Source organism: Flavobacterium sp. ACN6 (assembly GCF_002304005.1).
Lineage (GTDB): Bacteria > Bacteroidota > Bacteroidia > Flavobacteriales > Flavobacteriaceae > Flavobacterium.
Map to the genome: position 1 here is coordinate 24,179 of NZ_MRCQ01000014.1, position 15,636 is coordinate 39,814.

The following is a 15,636-nucleotide window of genomic DNA, read 5'->3' on the forward strand; positions in this document are numbered from 1 at the left end:
ATGGAAAAGATAAAGGCCTATTTTCAAACCAGACTTCAATTAACAGCGGAGTACTGGGAGCTTTTTTCAGACAGTCTGGAAGAAAAAAAATATCCTAAAAAATCACTGCTCACAACTACCGGCACTACAGAGAAATATCTTTCCTTTATTGATAAAGGAATTGTTCGGCTTTATAACCCGGGAGAAACGGATGATCTTACTTTTGGTTTTGCCTTTGAAGGTCATTTTATTAGTGCTTATGATTCTTTCCTCACCCAGACACCCTATACTTACTCCATCGAAGCTTTAGTCAATACAAAGGTATGGCAGATCTGTTATGATAACCTGCAGCGTATTTACGAAATATCCAGAGAAGGGAATTTTATGGGAAGACTTGCCGGGGAATCTCTTTTTTTACAAAAGTCCCGAAGAGAAATTTCATTTTTAAAAGATTCGGCAGAGCAGCGTTATTTACAACTGTTTACGCAGCAGCCTGAATTAATAAAATTTATTCCATTAAAGTATATTGCTTCCTACATTGGCATTACACACCAGGCACTAAGCAGGATCAGAAAGCGAATTACTTAACCTGGGTTCATTGTGCAGCTGTGCTGTCTTTTGCAATTTTGCTTCAAATATAAAAAGACAGCACTTATGAAACTAACGGTTAATTTTATTATCAATACCCATAAAATATTGGTAATTCCTTTTGTACTTTTCTTAATGTGGTATTATGATAACTGGAGTGCCGGTCCATTCCTTTATTTGGGCCTGCACGGCACCTACTGCTTATTATGGCTTCTGAAACAGGACTTATACCCCGATAAAAGATTTGAACAAAAAATTCCATTGTGGATTGGACTTCGTACTCCATTTTTACCACTTGCCGCTTATTACATGGCGCCTTTTCTTTTAATCTCCAGAAATGTTATACTGCCCGCTTGGATTTTCGCGGCCGCGCCGGCTGTATATACTTTAGGGATTTTTATGCATTATGTCAGTGATGCCCAAAAGCATTATACACTTCGTCTTCAAAAAGGTATAATAGATGACGGCTTATTTGCACGCACCCGCAATCCTAATTATCTGGGTGAGATCTTAATTTATGCCTCCTATGCCCTTTTATCCTGGCACTGGCTTCCTTTTGTAATATTAGGCTGCTGGACTGCCTACTTCTTTCGCAACATGCGCAGTAAAGACCGTTCCATGTCCAGGCATGCTGCTTTTACTGTCTACAAAAAAAGAACTGGAATGTTGTTTCCAAAACTTTTGCGATAAAAAAGTAATAACTTAAATGGGACAACTGCATATTGTCCCATTGATGAAAAATTGGTTACTCTTAAAGAATAGTATTGAAAGTCAGGAGCGTATAGTTTTTATGAACTACTTAATTATAGGAAAATTGTTGTCCGCTTTTTACTAAAGTCAGCAGTAATTGTTTTTTTATCTGTCCGTATCACTATATCATTTACATTTGCTCAAAAAATCTTCTTTAGAATTTATTAATGGTCTTTTATTATTTACTTTTTCAAATTCTTATATCCTGGTTAATAGCCTGCGGTATTCTGGTTCTTTTCAATAGGGCAACATTCACATCTTATACAGAAGTTTACTCAGAAGCCAAATTAATTACAAATATCCTTACTGTTTTTAATGTAAATCCTTCCCTGCAGGGAAAATTAATCACCAGCAGAATACTGCACCACGTTACAGGATTATATTTTGCAGCTGCTTACTATCTGATGTGGTATTATGAATTTGTCGAAGTTTCTTGGAACACCAGTTTTCTTATAGGTATTAGTATTGGTCTATTGAGGTATATGAGCTGGATATTTCTGCTTGAAATAATTCCAAAATCCTATATTGTTAATTTTAAGGGATATTATCTTCATCATATATTCCTGCATGCTATTTTTACCATCCTAATCCTATCTGTTTATTTTTTATTTTTATTATTGTAATTGACAGTTTACAGATCAATTTTGCAACAGCTCCAGTTCTCGATAATTTATCTCTACACCTGCAGAAAGAAATCTAATTTTTTAATTAACGTCATTTTTAATGTGGATTTCAAAAAGAAGAATACAAAGAATAAATTTATGGCAAAATCTTGATACTGGTTACTCCGAAAACTAAAAATTCAGTATCAATAAGAGAGAAATGGCTTTAGAAAACCAGTAATCAGCAGTATTTTACGAAATTTTAATGCATTAAGAAGCAAGTTGGATGTTTGAAACTTAGGTCAGCATTATTAAAAAAAATTAAAGCTTTAACGTCATTTAACCAATCTTCTTTTTCAAATTCAGTATCTTTGCAAGATCTGTACTGCCATACTTTCTTTCTCAGAAAATACAATTACAGGAGCGCCGCTAATGAAGTATATAAAGTTAATATCTGTTTTTCTACTATTGCTGCTTGCCTTCACAACCGGCAGCGCATCAGGCAGATCACCTGAAACAGCTGCCAGTGCGCACTTAAAAGCAGTGCAGTTTAAAAGTGACTTTATCTCCTTTGACACTACTTTAGTCTCTTCTTTATTTTCCATGAAATATAAAGAGCTGGATGTTCATTTCAAATTTAAAAGCAAGATAAAAAACCGTGCAACTGCTTCGGAAAGCGATGCTTTAAATATTCCTTACAACACTAAATCAGCACTTTTTACAACCTTCAGAAACAGCTTAATTTACGGCATTGAAGTTATTTACCAAATTCAGCGTCATAATTACCTGCACCTCTACCAGCTTTTCTAATACCCATACCGCTTCTTTATATCAAAATGCTACTGGCTGCTTTTTTTACTGCTCTAACAGCAGGCAGCAGCCAGTATCCGTAAATACCTAAATAAAAAACGTATTATAAATGCAGTGTAAATACCTTCATCTGACGGCATCCCCACAGTGAAGTATAACCTACTGGTAATACGGAAGCTTGACTTATTCTGTTTGTAAAAACAATCTTTGTCAGCTCTCTGCTAAAAGCCAGTTGTCGGGTTTGGTTCTAAAAATTATACTGCTTGATTTTATCGTAAGCAAAATAGGCACAGCACCAAATGCCTGCAAGCTTACGGTAAAAACTTTAAATCCCGCAGCAGCCTTAAGGCTCTGCCTAAATCAAAATGAAAACAGTCCCGCAGCAGCTCCTTAAAATAAAACAGCTCCTTATCGAAGGACAGAAAAAAATAACCCGCAAACAGTTCATTTTTCTGTCAAGCATCCTAATTGGAATAATTGCCGCTTTCGCCGTCATCTTTTTAAAAGCCTTTGCCCACGGGGTCTTCTCATTTGCGACCTACATTAACGGCATAGTAAAATTAAGCTTTATCAACAGCGTGCTTCCGGTTATCGGAATCGTATTGACAGCCTTTATAGTTAAGAGGTTCCTAGGGGGCAGCCTGGAAAAGGGCACCTCACAAATCCTGTATGTAGTGGCACGTAAAGCCAGCATCCTGCCTAAAAAACAAATGTATGCCCAGATCATGACCAGTTCCCTTACCGTGGGACTAGGGGGATCGGCTGGGCTGGAAAGTCCGATTGTCATCACCGGGGCAGCATTTGGTTCCAATTTTGCCCAGCAGTTTAAATTAAGCTATCAGGAGCGCACTTTACTGATAGGATGCGGGGTGGCAGCCGGTATAGCAGCGGCTTTCAACGCGCCTATAGCCGGTGTACTTTTTGCTATCGAGGTGCTGCTGGTAGATGTGACCATTGCAGCCTTTACCCCTATTATGATTGCAGCAGCCACAGGTGCACTGGTTTCAGCGGTGGTGCTGAACGAAAATATACTGCTGGGGTTTAGAGAAAAGCAGACCTTTGATTACCACAATATTCCATTTTACGTGATCCTGGGCCTCTTTACAGGTTTCACTGCCGTTTTTTACGCCAGAAAGTTTTTAAAAACCGAACATTTTTTTGCGCACTTAAAATTCGGTCCCTATAAAAAAGCCTTAATTGGAGGAGCGGTATTGGGAATTCTTATTTTTATTTTCCCCACGCTGTTCGGTGAGGGCTATGAGAGCATTAAAATCCTGGCCGATAAGAACCCAGGCGTGCTTTTAAAGAACACACTGTTTGAATCCTATAACAACAGCTGGGTGCTGCTGGCTTTTGTGGGGTTTTCCATGTTTCTTAAAGCTTTTGCTTCAGGGATAACATTGGGAAGCGGCGGTAACGGAGGCAACTTTGCCCCTTCCTTATTTCTGGGCTCCTATGCCGGATATTTTTTCTCGAAACTTTTAAATCTAACCGGCTTAACAGATCTTCCAATAAGCAATTTTACCCTTGTAGGGATGGCCGGAATTCTCAGCGGGCTGTTTCATGCCCCGCTGACAGCGATCTTCCTTATTGCAGAAATAACCGGAGGCTATGATCTGATGATTCCTCTTATGATAGTGGCTTCTGTGAGCTTTGCTGTTTCAAAACGTTTTGAGAAACATTCACTGGATGTAAAAAACCTTGCCAGAAAAGGAAATGCTTTCACCAGCAACAAAGACAGCAATATTCTCTGCAGCCTCAACATTGAGGATCTGGTACAAAAAGATTATCTAACCCTTACAGCAGAACAGGATCTTGAAAAAGTATCAGATCTTCTAGCACATTCCGACCAGGTTGTTTTTGGAGTGGTAAGCTCGGAGAATGAGCTCGAGGGACTGGTTTATTTTGATGACATCAGAGAAATCATTTTTGATGCCTCTCAAATTAAAAACGCCATTGTAAAAAATCTCATGACCCCGCCGGTTCAAATCATTCACCTCTTTGACAGCATGGAAACCGTTATGAATAAATTTGAGAAAAGCAATAAAATTTTTCTTCCTGTGGAAAAAAACGGGAAGTACTATGGTTTTATTACTAAATCAGATATTTTAGAATCCTACCGAAACAGACTCAGATCCATGACCTTTGAATAACTGCTTTATAAATGCAAAAGATCCAAAATGCATTACTTTAAACTTAAATAAAAACTTAAAGTAATGAATTATAATATAAAACAACAGCAATACATTAAAACAACATAATACTAAAAGCAAACTAGCACCTGCTTTACCGTAACGCATGAAAAACTTACTCTTTTTTTTATTTTCTTTACTAATAGTTCAAACAGCACATTCTCAAAATAAGTCTCTAAAAAAGTTTCTAACCCAGCTCCAGCCAGGTGTTAAAGACACCATATTTCATTTAAGCACCCTGGATTCCATTACGGCAGATCTTCCCGCAACTCTAATCAAAGGCAGCCAGAGCGGTCCCACTTTTACAATAACGGCAGGTATTCACGGAATGGAATATCCCGCCATAGCCTCTTTGCTGCAGCTTCGCAGGGAAATAAATCCTCAAAAGCTTAAAGGAAATTTAATCATTATTCCCATCATGAACCTGCAGTCCTTCTACCAAAGAACTCCTTTTGTAAACCCTTCGGACAACCTGAACTTAAACCGTGTTTTTCCAGGAAACAAAACAGGAAGCATCACCGAGGTAATTGCCAATTTTATTACCACTCAGGTTTTTGACGCCACGGACGTATTTCTGGATCTGCATGGCGGGGATGTCAATGAAGATCTAATACCTTTTATATGTTATTACGATAACAAGGAATTCAAAGAGCAGACCCAGCTGGTTTCCGGTCTTAGTGAAAACAGCGGTTTTTCCACCATTGTGAGTTATCCCTATGCCATTTCCGAAGGCCAGCCGGCGATGTATGCCTTTAAGCAGGCCGTAAGGCTGGGTATCCCAGCACTCAGCATTGAAATTGGAAAGCTTGGCAGCTGCGAGAAGTCAGATGTTTCCTTTACTAAAAATGCAGTTTACCGCATGCTCAAAGAGCTGCAAATGCATGAAAGCAAAAAAGTGATACCGGCTGCTCCTGCAAAAAACAAATACAACCGACAGGCCTATGTTTCAGGACCCGGCCAGGGATTATTTTACAGCAGTTTTAAAGCTGGAAGCAAAGTTATAAAAGAAGAGGAAATTGGCTATATCACAGATGTTTTCGGACGTAATGTGAAAATAATCACAGCGCCCCAAAGCGGCACAATTCTCTATAAGGCAGGAAGACTTCCGGTAAACGAAGGCGAAACATTATTCTGTATCGGCTATAAGGCTGTGAATTAATTTTATATAATACCGAAAGCTCCAAGATCCTGCCGCTTTGAAAAGAATTAATCTACATGAACAATACTGCCTGCTGTCAGCCGTTTACAATAGTTCGGTGCCTGCCCATTATAATAGTACTATAATTAACGCACTCAGACAAATTTAAACTCCTATGAAAAAATTTCAAATTAAAAAAACAGAGCACGGAAAATGGCTTGTATCTCACAACGAAGTACCCAAATTCAGCTGTATTTTTGAAGATAAGAAATTCAATTACGACAGAACAATCATCGGCCTTTTAGATCCAGCAGGTGATCCAGAGGAAATTCAGCTTTTGCAAAAAATGGAAAAATGGCTCAAACAATACCACAAAGATAAAATCAATGGATAATAAACCAGCCGCTGCACTAATTAATCTGTTTGACCTCCATCCCTGTTATTAAAATAAATCCTATCTTTAAATACAGCAATGCAATATCACAGCGCTCACACTAACTTAGACAGCTCATGAGAAAAATTACTGATATTCTGAATCTTAGAGAAGGAGAAGACGACAGGGAAAAAACACTGGAGACCGTTAAAAAAAACATTTCCTTTAAAGGAGCCAATCTTTGGATACTGGCCTGCGCCATAATTGTGGCCTCGGTGGGTCTCAATGTAAACTCTACAGCTGTTATCATTGGTGCGATGCTGATATCCCCTCTGATGGGGCCTATCGTAGGGGCTGGTTTTGCCTTGGGCATTTATGACTTTTCACTGCTTAAAAAATCACTCAAAAACCTGCTCAATGCAACGGTTGTGAGTCTGGTGGTCTCCACGCTTTATTTTTATCTGAGCCCTTTCAAGGATGTGCAGTCGGAGCTACTGGCGAGAACCTCCCCGAACATTTACGATATTCTTATCGCTTTTTTTGGAGGTGTTGTCGGGGTCATTGCCGTTACGCGGTCAGAGAAAGGAAATCCTATTCCCGGAGTAGCTATTGCAACGGCATTGATGCCGCCTTTATGCACCGCAGGATATGGGATTGCAACTGCCCAGTGGAGCTTTTTTCTAGGAGCTTTCTACCTGTATTGCATCAACTGCGTTTTTATCGGTATCGCTACTTTTCTAATTATTAAATACCTGAATTATGCTGCTGTTAAACAGGTGGATGAAAAACACCAGCAAAGGGTGAAGTATATTATTGCTTTTCTCATTACTGCCATGCTCGTTCCCAGCAGTTATCTCGCCTACTCCCTATACAGGGAACAGCAGTTTAAAAAAAATGTAGAGCTTTTTGTTGAAAATGAGTTCAGCAGCAAGGGTTATACGGTGGTTTATAAAAAGACGGATTTTAACGCGAAGCAGAAAAAACTCGAACTTGCTTTCTTATCGAAACGATTTTCCGAGAAGGAAATTCAAAGCCTTAAAAGCAGGCTCAACAGCAATAAGTACCTTGCCGGCACCAGCCTTCGCATCAGACAGGACAGCACCGACCGCTTTAACGACATAAAAGGCGATATCTTAAATCAGATCAAGAGCAGCGAGAATGAAATGAACGTAAAGGATGTTAAAATAATCCAGCTGGAAAAAGAGCTGGCAAAAAACAAATTCGACAACAAACAGCTCTTAAAAGAAATAAGAACCTTATTTCCTGATGTCCATTCGCTTTCCATTGCCAAAAACACTTTAGTAAATTATAAAGACAGCACCACAACGATTACCGCTGTGATCTACGATGCCTCAAAAAACCTAACGGCAGAAGACAGTGAAAAACTCACCAAATGGCTCAATGAACGTCTTTTAGTGAAAGATGCCGCATTGTTTAAAAGACAGTAAGCCCTTAAAAAGAATCAACAAAAACTACTGCTGCTGTTTCTTTTTATGATACCAGCTCAGCAGTACAAAACCTGATACACCAGCCAGTATAGAAGCAGTAAGTATCGCAAATTTAGCCTCATTCTGATAGGCCTGCTCCTGAAAAGACAACAGCGCTATAAAGATGGACATCGTAAAGCCGATTCCGCCTAAAAGCCCCAGTCCCAGCACATGAGTCCATGTAGTCTGGGCAGGCAGATCAGCTGCCCTGATTTTCACCGAGAACCAAGACATTAGAAAAATACCAACGGGTTTGCCCAGCAGAAGACCCAGAATAATTCCAAGTCCGAGATTCCCCGTTAGTCCCTGCAGCATTTCGGATTCAAAAGCAATGTTAGTATTGGCCAGTGCAAAAACAGGCATGATCAGAAAATTTACCGGACGAGTCAAAGCATGTTCCAGCTTTTCCAAGGGAGAGTCCGTGTCTTCTTCATTAGTAGGCAGCGTTAAGGCCACGAGCACTCCGGCTATAGTGGCATGAATGCCTGAATGATGGATAAAATACCACATCACCACACCGGGCACCAGGTAAAAAAATAAGTTCTTTACCCCCAAACGGTTAAAAATTATAAGCAGTACAAATATACCCCCTGCATAACCCAGATACAGAAAATGAAGTTCAGAGGAATAAAAAACCGCAATGACCAAAATGGCAATCAGATCATCCACTATAGCCAGCGCGGCAAGAAAAATTTTAAGCCCCGAGGGAACCTTGTCTCCTAAAAGGGAGAGTATCCCAAGCGCAAAGGCGATATCGGTTGCCATTGGGATTCCCCATCCTTTAGCAGTATCAGGACTTTGTCCGTTAAAAAGAAAGTAAATCAAGGCGGGAACCATAACCCCTCCTACAGCTGCCAGCACCGGCAGGGCCGCATGGCGAAGAGAGGAAAGCTCTCCTTCTATCACTTCCCTTTTAATTTCAAGGCCTACCAGTAGAAAAAAAACAGCCATCAAGCCATCATTGATCCAAAGCAGCACCGGATACCGCAGCTGCAGACCAGCTGTCTCAAATCCCAGCCGATACGCCAAAAAATCATTAAAATGTACTCCGAGTCCTGTATTAGCTATTATAAGAGAAACCAGTACACATATTAGAAGAAGGATACCACCTGCTGAGGAAGATTGGAAAAAATGCGTAAAAATTTTAAGATTGATCAGTTTTGCCATCTAACAAAAATAGTGATTAACCCTTAAAAATACCAGCAGGTTCAAAACAAAAAAGCATCCTAACCAGGCGTTTTTTAATTGTACTGGAATATCAATAGTGGAAAAACTGTTTATGAACCCTATCTCCTGGCAGATAATGCTGCCTATGTATTGTTATTTTACGCAATAAAGATTAAAAAACTGGAAAGGCACATCCAAATCAGCTATAAAGTACAGAGCAAAATATCGAACTATTTCGTATTTTCCTTGCAATCTGTTTTTATATGGTTAACTTTGATGATAGAAATTATTGATACGAAGACTTTAAAACAGCAGTTGTGTAAATTCGTCAGGCCTGTACAATTACCGCTCTGATCGTTTTATGCCGCGGCTTCTCTCTAAGCCGGTATCCCTTAAGCAGTATGCAGCAAAAACACATTGATGCATACTATCCGCAGCTGCTGCATGTTTTTTTATCCGCTGTAGTACTCTTTAATTATCAGGCTGTCTCATGCTTAACACTATACTCTATTGAATCGTATTTTGAAAAACTTCCTATATGAAAAAAACTATACAAAACACCACCTTTGACAAAGGCGTAGTCATTCCCGGGCTGCTCTTTATACTAGGCATCTGCGCCTTTACAGTCTTGTTTCCAGCACCAACAGAAGCCGTACTGGAAAGTGTCAAAAACTTCATTTTTGTAAACCTGAACTGGGTGTATGTCTGGTCTGTCACCTTATTTGTGATTTTCCTGGTGTACCTGATGTGCAGCAAATATGGGAACATCAAGCTAGGCAGTAACGACAGTGAGCCGGAACATTCTTTCTTTTCCTGGATATCGATGCTTTTCGCTGCAGGTATGGGAATAGGACTGATGTACTTTGCGGTTGCGGAGCCCATGTCCCATTATGCTGGTGAGGGTTTTGCCGGTAACCATTATAACAATCAGGCAGAAAATGCCCAGCTGTATACGTTTTTTCACTGGGGCATACATGCCTGGGCCGTTTACGGGCTGGTGGGGCTTTGCCTAGCCTATTTTACCTACCGCTATCGACTGCCGTTGTCTCTGAGAAGCTGTCTGTATCCGCTTTTAAAAGAAAAAATTAACGGCGGCTGGGGAAATGCTGTGGATGTTTTTGCTCTCTGCAGCACCTTTTTCGGTATTACTACCACACTGGGTTTTGGTGTAGTGCAGATTAATTCAGGTCTCAAGGCCTTAAATATCATCCCGCAGGCGGATTTTGCCACTCAGACAGGTATTGTCGCGGTGCTCGTTACGCTGGCTGTTTTCTCGGCCATATCTGGAGTCAGTAAAGGAATCAAAATCTTAAGCAACATTAATATCTCGGCAGCTGTCCTACTAATGCTATTTGTACTTATTGCAGGTCCAACGGTCTATATCATAGGCAGTTTTACACAAGGTGTGGGAAACTACATCAGCAGTTTTTTTACCATATCTTTCAATACCCATGTATACGATGAAAAATCCCTGCCGTGGTTCTACAACTGGACCATCTTATACTGGGCCTGGTGGATATCATGGGCTCCTTTTGTGGGGCTTTTTATCGCCCGTATTTCCAAAGGACGCACCATAAAATCTTTTGTAGCAGCCGTACTTCTCCTTCCGACACTCTTTAATTTGATCTGGATGTCGGTTTTTGGAAGCAGTGCGATCTGGACGGATTTTCATATTGCAGATGGAGCCTTAAGCATCCTTGTGGATAATCCGGAAGCGCTAATGTTTAGCTTTCTGGAATACCTGCCCTTTGCTTCTATTTCAAAGGCCGTTGTAATCCTTATTGTAATTATATTTTTTATGACCTCGGCAGATTCTGGAATCCTGGTCATGGACAGCATTGCAACGAAAAACTCACAGGTATCACCCATCTGGCAGAAAATTTTCTGGGGCGCGCTGCTCGCTGTAATCTCTCTTTTATTGCTGCAGGCAGGCGGTCTGAAGGCGCTGCAGACCATGACACTCATTACCGCGCTCCCATTTGCTGTAATCATGCTCTTTATGGCAGCGGCTTTAATGAAAGGCCTGGTGATCGATTACAGCTACTACCAGCGGAGTTTTGCAGTCTCCACAGTTCCCTGGTCCGGAAGATTATGGAAACAGCGCTTAAAACAGATTGTTACTTTTAAAGACCGCAGGTCAGCAGAAGCCTTTATAATTATCAAAGCGGAACAGGCTTTTCTGGAACTACAGGAGGAATTTGCCCACAGAGGAATTCAGGCCTCGGTCCAATCTGCCTCAGATCCTTTCAGTGTGGAGCTGCAGATCCCGCATGACAGGGTGCATAATTTCATTTACGGCGTACAGGTACAGTCCAAAAAAGTCTCAGGTTTTTTGGTAGAGGAACAGAATCTGCCTGAATTCCAAAACAGCCGCACCTATTATCCCAAAACCTATTTTGGCGATACCCGGCCAGGATATGATGTGCAGTATTTTACAAAAAATGAACTTATCAGCGATGTGTTGAAACATTACGAAAGATTTCTTGACATTACTGCAGAAGAATCAAATGAAATGTTTACCAGTAAATAAAAAAGAAAAACAGTAGGTCTGCGCCCCAAAAAGTCAGCCCCTATTTGTGGGCATTTTCATGGAAAGTTAAGTAAAGTACAGTTATCAATTCAAATTGGAATGTGCAGCATTAGCAGTTATTAAAAGCAATCGGCTCACACCCTTACTGTTTTGTCACAATAATAAAACCCCTACTTCAATTTTAAAGTAAAATTAGCATTAAGGACGAACCTTCAGATTTATTGAAATAAACATACTACAGCAATTGATTCTGCCCAGAACGGGGTTAGAACCAAGCTATACAGTTGATTAAGCAAGCTTAATATGTAGAGCAATATAAGGCATTTCGAGTCTATTATCTCTTCTAATAGTAATATTCTCCACAGTCTACAGCTGCCCGGGGACTAAACGTCTATGCAGGATTTAGAAGCAATAATCCAGCATTTACCTGATAGACCGGCATAATCATTGTTCACAACGGCAGTAGTACTCTTTTTATCTCCTGTCTTTACCAGCTATGCTGGCTCAGATTTTAAGTACTAAATTTTAATGAACAGCGCATTACTTTCCTTTATATATCAATATATTGCGCAATAAATTGTTAAAAATTATAATTTGTTCAATATTTCAGAAAAATCATTAAACAAATTAAAGAATTATTTTTTAACTTAGTTTAAATATGATACGTAACTCTTTTTCACAACTCTGATGTAACGCAACTACATAGTAATAGTGAAACTCATTTACATTGTTATATAACTCTTTAACCTTAAAAACAAGTTAGCTTCGCACAGCACAATCTAAAATCAAATCGCCATGCAGTATGATATTAGGCTCTTACAAGATATCGTAGAAAACACCCCTCTGCCCATTGCAGTTTACTCCGGGGATAACCTTACCATAGAAATGGCAAATACTGCCATGATAAATACTTGGGGTAAAGGTCCTAATATAATTGGAAAACAGTATTTGGAAGTGCTGCCTGAAATTAAAGATGATGTTTTTTTTCAGCAGGTACTCACAGTATTGAAAACCGGTATTCCGTTTCATGGACACAATAAAAAGGTCGATCTAGTGGTGGACGGTATTTTAAAAACATATTATTTTAATTATAGTTTCATACCCCTGAAAGACCAGCAGGGAACTGTCTACGGGGTTATGAATACCGGCACGGACGTGACAGAACTTCATACAGCCAAACAGCAGGTGCAATGTGCAAAAGAAAGACTGCAGATTGCGATAGAATCATCGGGAATAGGAATGTATGAAATAGACCTTGAATCAAAAAAAATCATAACGTGCAGAAATTTTAATTCCATCTGCTCCATTGATTCTGATATCGCGCACCAAGAACTAATTGCCAGACTTCATCCTGAGGACCTTCCAATTCGAGAAAAAGCGCATCAAGAAGCAGAAATCACTGGAAAAATAAGCTACGAAGCCCGAATTGTCAATGAAGATCAATCAATAAGCTGGATTAAAATAGATGGTAAAATCATTAAAAATGAACAAGACATTCCCAGCACTATAATTGGAATCATCCAAGATATCAGCGAGCAGCGACAATTTCAGCAGGAATTACAAAGACAAGTGGCGTACAGCACCGAGGAGCTCAAAAGATCTAACGACGATTTACTTCACTTTGCCAGTGTAGTAAGCCATGATCTTAGAGAACCTGTACGAAAGATTAAAATTTTCAACACCCTGCTTCGTAATGAAAAAAACACCCATTTTAACGATAAAAGCATAAATTATCTCAATAAAATCGATCATGCCAGCCTTAGAATGAACAATATCATTGAAGGCATCCTGAGTTATTCTACTATTGATAAAAGCAAAACGTCCATCCAGAATATTGATCTCAATGCAATAATTGAGAGCATAAAAACAGATTTGGAACTCATTATCAAAGAGAAAGGCGCCCTGCTGATTGCTAATGATCTGCCTGAAATACAAGGTGCCCCCATTCTCATTACCCAGCTGTTTTATAACCTGCTTCAAAATGCACTTAAATTCTCCAAGGCAGACCAGCCTCCAAGAGTCATTATAAGCTGCAGCAAATCTGAAATTAATGGTGAGAATGCCGTACAGATTATAATCAAAGATAACGGAATTGGAATGGATCCCGCGTTCTCTGAAAAAATCTTTACAGCTTTTGAAAGATTAAATTCCAAAGACCAGTATGAGGGCAACGGCCTGGGCTTATCCCTATGCCGAAAAATTGTAAAGAGACATCACGGAACCATTACCGCTTATGGTGAAAAAGACAATGGTGCTGTCTTCACAGTGACCCTTCCGATAAAACAGAACGCAGAGAGTATATAATGACTACATAAGTATGCTGCTTTTGATCTATATTAAACTGCACTATTGCAGTGAGCAGCAAAGTCTGTAATAGATTTAACTTTTATTGTGAAGCGGCGGAAGTTTCTGAGAACCTAAAAATGGATGCAGGACCGCCTTTCTGTAATCAAATGCGTTATCTTATATATTTTTTTTCAGCTGCACAAAACAAAAACTAATGCGCTGTATTACTTTATATAGTTTGGAGCCACGCACTTTAGCCAGTATTCAATAACAGTTTTCATTGTCTCTTCAATTTCCTTAAAACCGGCCGGCTTTATAAAAAAGCCCTGGGCCGATTTTGAATAGGCATCCACCACGTGCTTCTGCTCAGCACTTGTGGAAAAAAACAAATAAGGAATTGTGCGCAGGCGCATACTTTCATTTTGGTGAATCCTTTCACGAAGCTCAATACCGCTGAGTTTGGGCATGTTGATATCGGAAAAAATAATAAAAGGATCAACATCAGAAGAGGTAAGAAAATCCAGGGCAGCCTCGCCGTCGCTGAAAAATATAATTTTATTTGGGTAGGAAAGTTTATCAAAAACTTCTTGTAAAATCTCCTGATCGTCCTGATCATCTTCGATAATAATTATGGGTCCTTTTCTGTTCATTTTATCTAGCATCTTGGATTAATACACAACTAAAGTACATTTTTTTTTATAAAATAAACGGATAAAAGTGAGTTTACTAAACAGATTATATCGCAGAGAATAACTCTATTTTACCACATAAGTTTAAGTCTGTTTTTGGAATGGTTCACCTCTGCTAGTTTTCGAGGCAGAATCGAGGCAAAAGGCATTTTCAAAGCTAATATCCCATAAAGACTAGACCTTAAAGCTTTAGGCTGGAGCTTTGTTTGATAAGTAAAGCTTGGATATTATTACAGAATTTCTTTTAATACAGCGACCAATTCATTAAAATTGCTGGGCTTTGTAATATACTGTGAGTCATTGATGATAGAGAGCCTCTCCGCTGCAGTTTCTGAATAGGAAGAATATAAAATCACTGGTATATCCTGTAATCTTACCACCTTACTCATTCTGCCAATAAGTTCATTTCCATTTAAAACCGGCATATTGAAGTCCACAAATATTAAATCTGGCAGTATTTCTAAATTTTTTAAATACTCCAGGGCCTGGACTGGATTATTTTGGACAAGGCAGTTGATATTTTTATCGAGTGAATTGACAGCCTCCAGAAATACATCGGTATCATCACTATCATCGTCTATTAGGAGTATCTTTTTATATAACATGGCGTTTTAGAAAAAAGAAAAAAAGAGGTTTGATCTCAGTGCTTTAAAAAGTGCCAGCTCTTTTTAGGATTGACCAGCTTAAAGCCGATTTTTGGAAAAAACCTGTTAATCACACTGAATAGTTTTGCATCGCCCACCCGGATAGTATAATGATCTTTGGACAAACCATGAAGGAGTCCCTGAACCATTTTTTCAACCGATATTTTCTTGTCGTTTCGCTCGGCGGTCATTTCAGTTGCCACAAGAGGCGGGATCAGTTCAAATATTTTAAGGCTGCTGCCAGTAATGCGCAGATGTTCCCTGAGCGATCGGGTATAGAAAGCCAGCGCCGTTTTTGATGAAGAATAAGTGGCTTCGATCAGCGAAGGTGTCAGGCTCAGTATCGAGGTTGTAGTAATTATAGCAGCCTCCTTTCTGGATTTCAGCATATCCATAAAAAG

At 39.5% G+C, this 15,636-nt stretch carries 14 protein-coding genes; 10 read left to right on the forward strand and 4 right to left on the reverse strand.

The annotated features are described in order from the left end of the window. The 8 genes from BSF42_RS18315 (at position 1) to BSF42_RS18355 (ending at position 7,880) form a co-directional block, all read left to right on the forward strand. Entirely contained in the window at positions 1-567 is a 567-nt protein-coding gene (locus tag BSF42_RS18315; RefSeq protein WP_095954552.1) for a Crp/Fnr family transcriptional regulator, read from the forward strand. 66 nt (positions 568-633) lie between these two features. Next, on the forward strand, positions 634-1,257 hold the full coding sequence (locus BSF42_RS18320) for an isoprenylcysteine carboxylmethyltransferase family protein (protein ID WP_095954553.1): 624 nt from the start codon (positions 634-636) through the stop codon (positions 1,255-1,257). 227 nt (positions 1,258-1,484) lie between these two features. After that, positions 1,485-1,940 (forward strand): hypothetical protein, encoded by a 456-nt coding sequence (locus tag BSF42_RS18325; RefSeq protein WP_095954554.1) that lies wholly within the window; start codon positions 1,485-1,487, stop codon positions 1,938-1,940. A gap of 411 nt (positions 1,941-2,351) precedes the next feature. Then, positions 2,352-2,729, forward strand: coding sequence for a hypothetical protein (locus BSF42_RS22365; RefSeq protein WP_141248479.1), 378 nt, complete (start codon positions 2,352-2,354; stop codon positions 2,727-2,729). A 365-nt stretch (positions 2,730-3,094) separates the two neighbouring features. Next, the gene (locus BSF42_RS18340; RefSeq protein WP_095954557.1) at positions 3,095-4,882 is read left to right on the forward strand and encodes a chloride channel protein; all 1,788 of its coding nucleotides are present in this window, start codon (positions 3,095-3,097) and stop codon (positions 4,880-4,882) included. A 145-nt stretch (positions 4,883-5,027) separates the two neighbouring features. Continuing rightward, a complete protein-coding gene (locus tag BSF42_RS18345) occupies positions 5,028-6,080 on the forward strand; it encodes a succinylglutamate desuccinylase/aspartoacylase family protein (protein ID WP_095954558.1) in 1,053 nt (350 codons plus the stop codon). Positions 6,081-6,234: 154 nt separating this feature from the next. Further along, a complete protein-coding gene (locus tag BSF42_RS18350; RefSeq protein ID WP_095954559.1) occupies positions 6,235-6,453 on the forward strand; it encodes a hypothetical protein in 219 nt (72 codons plus the stop codon). 116 nt (positions 6,454-6,569) lie between these two features. Further along, positions 6,570-7,880 carry a TIGR00341 family protein gene (locus tag BSF42_RS18355; RefSeq protein WP_095954560.1) on the forward strand — a complete coding sequence of 437 codons (1,311 nt, stop codon included), beginning with the start codon at positions 6,570-6,572 and terminating at the stop codon, positions 7,878-7,880. Positions 7,881-7,904: 24 nt separating this feature from the next. On the opposite strand, the gene nhaA is transcribed toward BSF42_RS18355, so the two are convergent. Then, positions 7,905-9,086, reverse strand: a complete 1,182-nt coding sequence (gene nhaA, locus BSF42_RS18360) for a Na+/H+ antiporter NhaA (RefSeq protein WP_095954561.1) — start codon at positions 9,084-9,086, stop codon at positions 7,905-7,907. Positions 9,087-9,624: 538 nt separating this feature from the next. Here nhaA and BSF42_RS18365 point away from each other — a divergent pair. Next, entirely contained in the window at positions 9,625-11,616 is a 1,992-nt protein-coding gene (locus BSF42_RS18365) for a BCCT family transporter (RefSeq protein ID WP_095954562.1), read from the forward strand. Between the two features lie 795 nt (positions 11,617-12,411). After that, positions 12,412-13,920 carry an ATP-binding protein gene (locus BSF42_RS18370; RefSeq protein WP_095954563.1) on the forward strand — a complete coding sequence of 503 codons (1,509 nt, stop codon included), beginning with the start codon at positions 12,412-12,414 and terminating at the stop codon, positions 13,918-13,920. A gap of 206 nt (positions 13,921-14,126) precedes the next feature. Here BSF42_RS18370 and BSF42_RS18375 read toward each other — a convergent pair whose 3' ends face one another. The 3 genes from BSF42_RS18375 to BSF42_RS18385 form a co-directional block, all read right to left on the reverse strand. Further along, on the reverse strand, positions 14,127-14,552 hold the full coding sequence (locus tag BSF42_RS18375; protein WP_095954564.1) for a response regulator: 426 nt from the start codon (positions 14,550-14,552) through the stop codon (positions 14,127-14,129). Positions 14,553-14,821: 269 nt separating this feature from the next. Continuing rightward, complete coding sequence (locus BSF42_RS18380) at positions 14,822-15,196, reverse strand: response regulator (RefSeq protein WP_095954565.1); 375 nt, start codon at positions 15,194-15,196, stop codon at positions 14,822-14,824. Between the two features lie 35 nt (positions 15,197-15,231). Then, entirely contained in the window at positions 15,232-15,630 is a 399-nt protein-coding gene (locus BSF42_RS18385) for an SDR family NAD(P)-dependent oxidoreductase (RefSeq protein ID WP_095954566.1), read from the reverse strand. Between the last annotated feature and the right edge of the window lie 6 nt (positions 15,631-15,636).

Excerpts from the sequence above, each read along its gene's own strand:
- BSF42_RS22365 (WP_141248479.1), top strand. The coding sequence starts at position 2,352 with ATGAAGTATATAAAGTTAATATCTGTTTTTCTACTATTGCTGCTTGCC.
- BSF42_RS18370 (WP_095954563.1), top strand. The coding sequence starts at position 12,412 with ATGCAGTATGATATTAGGCTCTTACAAGATATCGTAGAAAACACCCCT.
- BSF42_RS18385 (WP_095954566.1), bottom strand. The coding sequence starts at position 15,630 with ATGGATATGCTGAAATCCAGAAAGGAGGCTGCTATAATTACTACAACC.
- BSF42_RS18355 (WP_095954560.1), top strand. The coding sequence starts at position 6,570 with ATGAGAAAAATTACTGATATTCTGAATCTTAGAGAAGGAGAAGACGAC.
- BSF42_RS18345 (WP_095954558.1), top strand. The coding sequence starts at position 5,028 with ATGAAAAACTTACTCTTTTTTTTATTTTCTTTACTAATAGTTCAAACA.
- BSF42_RS18375 (WP_095954564.1), bottom strand. The coding sequence starts at position 14,552 with ATGAACAGAAAAGGACCCATAATTATTATCGAAGATGATCAGGACGAT.
- BSF42_RS18380 (WP_095954565.1), bottom strand. The coding sequence starts at position 15,196 with ATGTTATATAAAAAGATACTCCTAATAGACGATGATAGTGATGATACC.
- BSF42_RS18350 (WP_095954559.1), top strand. The coding sequence starts at position 6,235 with ATGAAAAAATTTCAAATTAAAAAAACAGAGCACGGAAAATGGCTTGTA.
- BSF42_RS18315 (WP_095954552.1), top strand. The coding sequence starts at position 1 with ATGGAAAAGATAAAGGCCTATTTTCAAACCAGACTTCAATTAACAGCG.
- nhaA (WP_095954561.1), bottom strand. The coding sequence starts at position 9,086 with ATGGCAAAACTGATCAATCTTAAAATTTTTACGCATTTTTTCCAATCT.
- BSF42_RS18365 (WP_095954562.1), top strand. The coding sequence starts at position 9,625 with ATGAAAAAAACTATACAAAACACCACCTTTGACAAAGGCGTAGTCATT.
- BSF42_RS18340 (WP_095954557.1), top strand. The coding sequence starts at position 3,095 with ATGAAAACAGTCCCGCAGCAGCTCCTTAAAATAAAACAGCTCCTTATC.
- BSF42_RS18325 (WP_095954554.1), top strand. The coding sequence starts at position 1,485 with ATGGTCTTTTATTATTTACTTTTTCAAATTCTTATATCCTGGTTAATA.
- BSF42_RS18320 (WP_095954553.1), top strand. The coding sequence starts at position 634 with ATGAAACTAACGGTTAATTTTATTATCAATACCCATAAAATATTGGTA.